This is a genomic window from Rhizobacter sp. P3_C12 (assembly GCF_056402735.1).
Genome location: NZ_JBFUGW010000406.1, coordinates 1 through 4142, shown reverse-complemented (window position 1 = coordinate 4142; position 4142 = coordinate 1). Strand labels below are relative to the sequence as shown.

3 protein-coding genes and 1 pseudogene are annotated in these 4142 nt (G+C 65.8%); 1 reads left to right on the top strand and 3 read right to left on the bottom strand.

The features are described from left to right. Positions 1 to 155: pseudogene (locus tag AC1DXV_RS32095) on the bottom strand (IS256 family transposase); the annotation flags it as partial. A 111-nt stretch (positions 156 to 266) separates the two neighbouring features. Between AC1DXV_RS32095 and AC1DXV_RS32090 the strand changes: the two are divergent. After that, the gene (locus tag AC1DXV_RS32090) at positions 267 to 1361 is read left to right on the top strand and encodes a hypothetical protein (RefSeq protein ID WP_477870548.1); all 1095 of its coding nucleotides are present in this window, start codon (positions 267 to 269) and stop codon (positions 1359 to 1361) included. A gap of 70 nt (positions 1362 to 1431) precedes the next feature. Here the strand turns inward: AC1DXV_RS32090 and aspS are convergent, their stop codons facing one another. Together aspS and AC1DXV_RS32080 are read right to left on the bottom strand one after the other, a co-directional pair. Next, entirely contained in the window at positions 1432 to 3228 is a 1797-nt protein-coding gene (gene aspS / locus AC1DXV_RS32085; protein WP_465113869.1) for an aspartate--tRNA ligase, read from the bottom strand. A 137-nt stretch (positions 3229 to 3365) separates the two neighbouring features. Then, positions 3366 to 4046 carry a DUF502 domain-containing protein gene (locus AC1DXV_RS32080; protein ID WP_477870546.1) on the bottom strand — a complete coding sequence of 227 codons (681 nt, stop codon included), beginning with the start codon at positions 4044 to 4046 and terminating at the stop codon, positions 3366 to 3368. Positions 4047 to 4142 lie beyond the last annotated feature (96 nt).

Below are 4142 nucleotides of genomic sequence, written 5' to 3'. Positions count from 1 at the left end.
ATCAGCGCCTTCTTGAACGCCATCGACGCTTCCGCTATCGCCTCGGCCGTCATCGGCCCTTGAGTGAATTGATCCAGCAGTTCCTTCGGGATCTTCGGCAGCGCCGCCGTCCTCGCAGCGATCGCCTCGTTCTTCGTCTTCGTCTTGCTTGGCATACATGCTCCTGGTCGTCATGCTATGCCTCGCACACAAAATTACTGACAGGCTCGGATCCGGACACGGATCTCAAGGTGTCGGGTATGCCTAATGCCCTGCCCACTGTGCCCGTGCTGTCCACTCCCACGATTGGCAACGCGACGCTCAGCTACACGTTCTCGTCCGTCTCCGGCGAGACCTATAGCGCCTCCTGCACCGAGGCCAACTCCACGACCGGCGTCGTTGTCGGCACTGCGACCGTCATCACCAGCAACGGGACCGGCACCGTCTCCGTCGCAGGTCTGACCAATGGCATCGCCTACAGCTGCACGGTCACGGCGAAGAACTCCGGCGGCTCCAAGGTTTCTGCCACGGTGGTGGGCATACCGAACCTCCCGCCAGACGTGCCGACGTTCCGGCTCAAAGCAGTGGGCGACGGATTCCTGACCTACGAATTCAAACGTTCGACCGGCATCGTCTACACCACCAACTGCCGCAACACCGACGCCCCCACCAACTACGCCACAGTCATCAACGGCGACTCGTTCTCCGCCCGTAGCCTGACCAACGGCAAGACATACACCTGCTCGCTGAAGGCCACCAACAGCGCAGGCTCGGCGATTTCTGCGGATGTCGTCGGGATACCAAACAAGGCGCCGGAGACCCCGACCCTGTCGGTCGCGGTCGCCAGCGGCCAGCTGAACTACTCGTTCAATCGTGCCGACGGCGTCACCTACACCGCGAGCTGCGTCAACAACTACGGCACGGAGATCTCCGACAAGGAATTCAGCGTCTCCGGCCTCACCAACGGCATCAGCTACAGTTGCACGCTCAGGGCCGCAAACAGCGGCGGCTCCGCCACATCGGTTCCCGCCTCGGCCACGCCCATCACCGTGCCTGACGCCCTGACGCAATCGAAGATCGTCATCTCACAGAGTTCAACCTGCGTCAACGGCAAGCTCCAGGCCACGATCTCCTATGAGGCGCCGGCGTCCAACGGGGGGAATGCCATCAATGGGTACAAGCTGAGCTGGAACGTCAACGGCTCGTCCTCTATCACGGCGGAGAACCCGGCGACGGCCACCAGCTTCACCGTGCTGTTGCCGACAGGACAAGGCGCCACCTTCAGCGCAACCATCACCGCGACCAATGACGCGGGCTCGAGCGCAGGCACCACAAAGACCGCGACGACCGTGTTCTGCAGTACGCCAGACACGCCGGTCTGAGTCGACCACTAGTCCGCAATGAAAACACCGCCCGAGGGCGGTGTTTTTGCTTGCCGGCGCGGTGTCAGTGTCACCCCACCTGCGTCGCCTGCGGATTCCTCAAGCGAATGTGCAACTCCCGCAGCTGCTTCTCGTCCACCGGGCTCGGCGCATGCGTCAGCAGATCCTGCGCGCGCTGCGTCTTCGGGAACGCGATCACGTCGCGGATCGACTCGGCCTTGGTCATCAGCGTCACCAGCCGGTCCAGCCCGAATGCCAGGCCGCCGTGCGGCGGTGCGCCGTACTGCAGCGCATCGAGCAGGAAGCCGAACTTCAGCTGCGCCTCTTCCGGCCCGATCTTCAGCGCGCTGAAGACCTTGCTCTGCACCTCGGCGCGGTGGATCCGCACCGAGCCGCCGCCCAGCTCCCAGCCGTTGAGCACCATGTCGTAGGCCTTGGCAATGCACTTGCTCGGGTCGGTGTCCATGTAGTCCTCATGGCCGTCCTTCGGCGCGGTGAACGGGTGGTGCACCGCGTTCCAGCGCTCGCCGTCGTCGTCGTACTCGAACATCGGGAAATCGACCACCCACAGCGGCGCCCACTTGTCCTCGAACAGGCCGTTCTTCTTGCCGAACTCGCTGTGGCCCACCTTCACGCGCAGCCCGCCGATCGCGTCGTTGACCACCTTGGCCTTGTCGGCACCGAAGAAGATCAGGTCGCCGTTGCGCGCGCCGGTGCGTGCGATCACCGCGTTGATCGCCGCATCGTGCAGGTTCTTCACGATCGGGCTCTGCAGGCCTTCACGGCCCTTGCCGGCATCGTTCACCTTGATCCAGGCCAGGCCCTTGGCGCCGTAGATCTTGACGAAATCGGTGTACGCATCGATCTCGCCGCGGCTCATCTCGCCGCCGCCCGGGATGCGCAGCGCCACCACGCGGCCGTCCTTGCTGGTGGCCGGGCCCGAGAACACCTTGAAGTCGACGTCCTTCATCACGTCGGTCAGCTCGGTGAACTCCAGCTTCACGCGCAGGTCGGGCTTGTCGGAGCCGAAGCGGAACATCGCGTCGGCATACGTCATCACCGGGTACACCGGCAGCTCCACGCCGATGGTGCTGCGGAACACCGTGCGGATCATCCCCTCGAACATGCCGCGGATCTCTTCCTCGGTCAGGAAGCTGGTCTCGATGTCGATCTGCGTGAACTCGGGCTGGCGGTCGGCGCGCAGGTCTTCGTCGCGGAAGCACTTGGTGATCTGGTAGTAGCGGTCGAAGCCGGCCACCATCAGCAGCTGCTTGAAGAGCTGCGGGCTCTGCGGCAGCGCGAAGAACATGCCTTCGTTGACGCGGCTCGGCACCAGGTAGTCGCGCGCACCCTCGGGCGTGCTCTTCGTCAGCATCGGCGTCTCGATGTCGATGAAGCCGTTCGCGTCGAGGAACTTGCGCACCTCCATCGCCACGCGGTAGCGCAGGATCAGGTTCTTCTGCATCGCCGGGCGGCGCAGGTCCAGCACGCGGTGCGTCAGGCGCGTGGTCTCCGACAGGTTGTCGTCGTCGATCTGGAACGGCGGCGTGACGCTCGGGTTCAGCACCTCGAGCTCATGGCACAGGATCTCGATCTTGCCGCTGGTGAGGTTGGCGTTCTCGGTGCCGGCCGGGCGCGGGCGCACCTTGCCGACGATCTTCAGGCAGAACTCGTTGCGCACGCCCTCGGCCACCTTGAACATCTCGGCGCGGTCGGGGTCGCACACCAGCTGCACCAGGCCTTCGCGGTCGCGCAGGTCGATGAAGATCACGCCGCCATGGTCGCGGCGGCGATGCGCCCAGCCCATCAGGGTGACGGTCTGGCCCATCAGGGCCTCGCTGACGAGGCCGCAATACGTTGTTCTCATGTGTCTTCTCCGGAATCGGTCATCGTGGCCGGCACGGTGCGCGCACCGCGCGTCGGCATCAAATCAAAGTGGTAGGCGTTGGGGGGCGCGCTTGCAAGCCCCGCGGGTTGCGCACCGGTTGAGCGGCTGCCAGGCGCTCAACCGGTCTGATTTCGGGGCTCGTCCGGCGGCAGCACGGGCGGCACCGGCGTCACCGCGGGCACGGGGATCGGCGGCGCCACCACACCCATCGAGATCACGTACTTCAGCGCCTCGTCGACGCTCATGCTGAGCACCACCACGTCGGCGCGCGGCACCATCAGGAAGAAGCCCGAGGTCGGGTTCGGCGTGGTCGGCACGTACAGGCTGAGGTAGTCGCCGCTCAGGTGCGTGGCCGCCTCGCCGCCGGGGCGGCCGGTCACGAAGGCGATCGTCCACGAGCCGGCGCGCGGGTACTGCACCAGCACCGCCTCGCGGAACGCGTTGCCGCTGCTCGAGAACAGCGTGTCCGACACCTGCTTCACCGAGCTGTAGATCGACTTGACGATCGGGATGTGGTTGAGCACCCGGTGCGCCCGCGTGAGCCACCACTGGCCGAACATGTTGGCGGCGAACATGCCGGTGAGCAGCAGCCCGGCGATCAGCAGCACGATGCCTAGGCCGGGGATGTTGCGCAGGTCGGTCAGCGGCTGGCGCGCCGCCTCGGGCAGCACCGCCTGCGTGGCCGAGACCAGGCTGCCGAACACGTCGTCCAGCAGGCCCAGCACCGAGTGCAGCACCCAGATGGTGACGGCCAGCGGGAGCCAGACCAGCAGGCCGGCGATCAGGTATTTCTTCACTGGGTTCCTTGTGGCTTCGGCGGGGCGACCGGCGCGGCCGGCGGCGGCGGCGCCGCGGCCGGCGCATCGGCCTTCGGCGCGGCAGCGCCCTCGGTC

Coding starts and splice junctions, on each gene's coding strand:
- aspS (WP_465113869.1), bottom strand. CDS start 3,228: ATGAGAACAACGTATTGCGGCCTCGTCAGCGAGGCCCTGATGGGCCAG.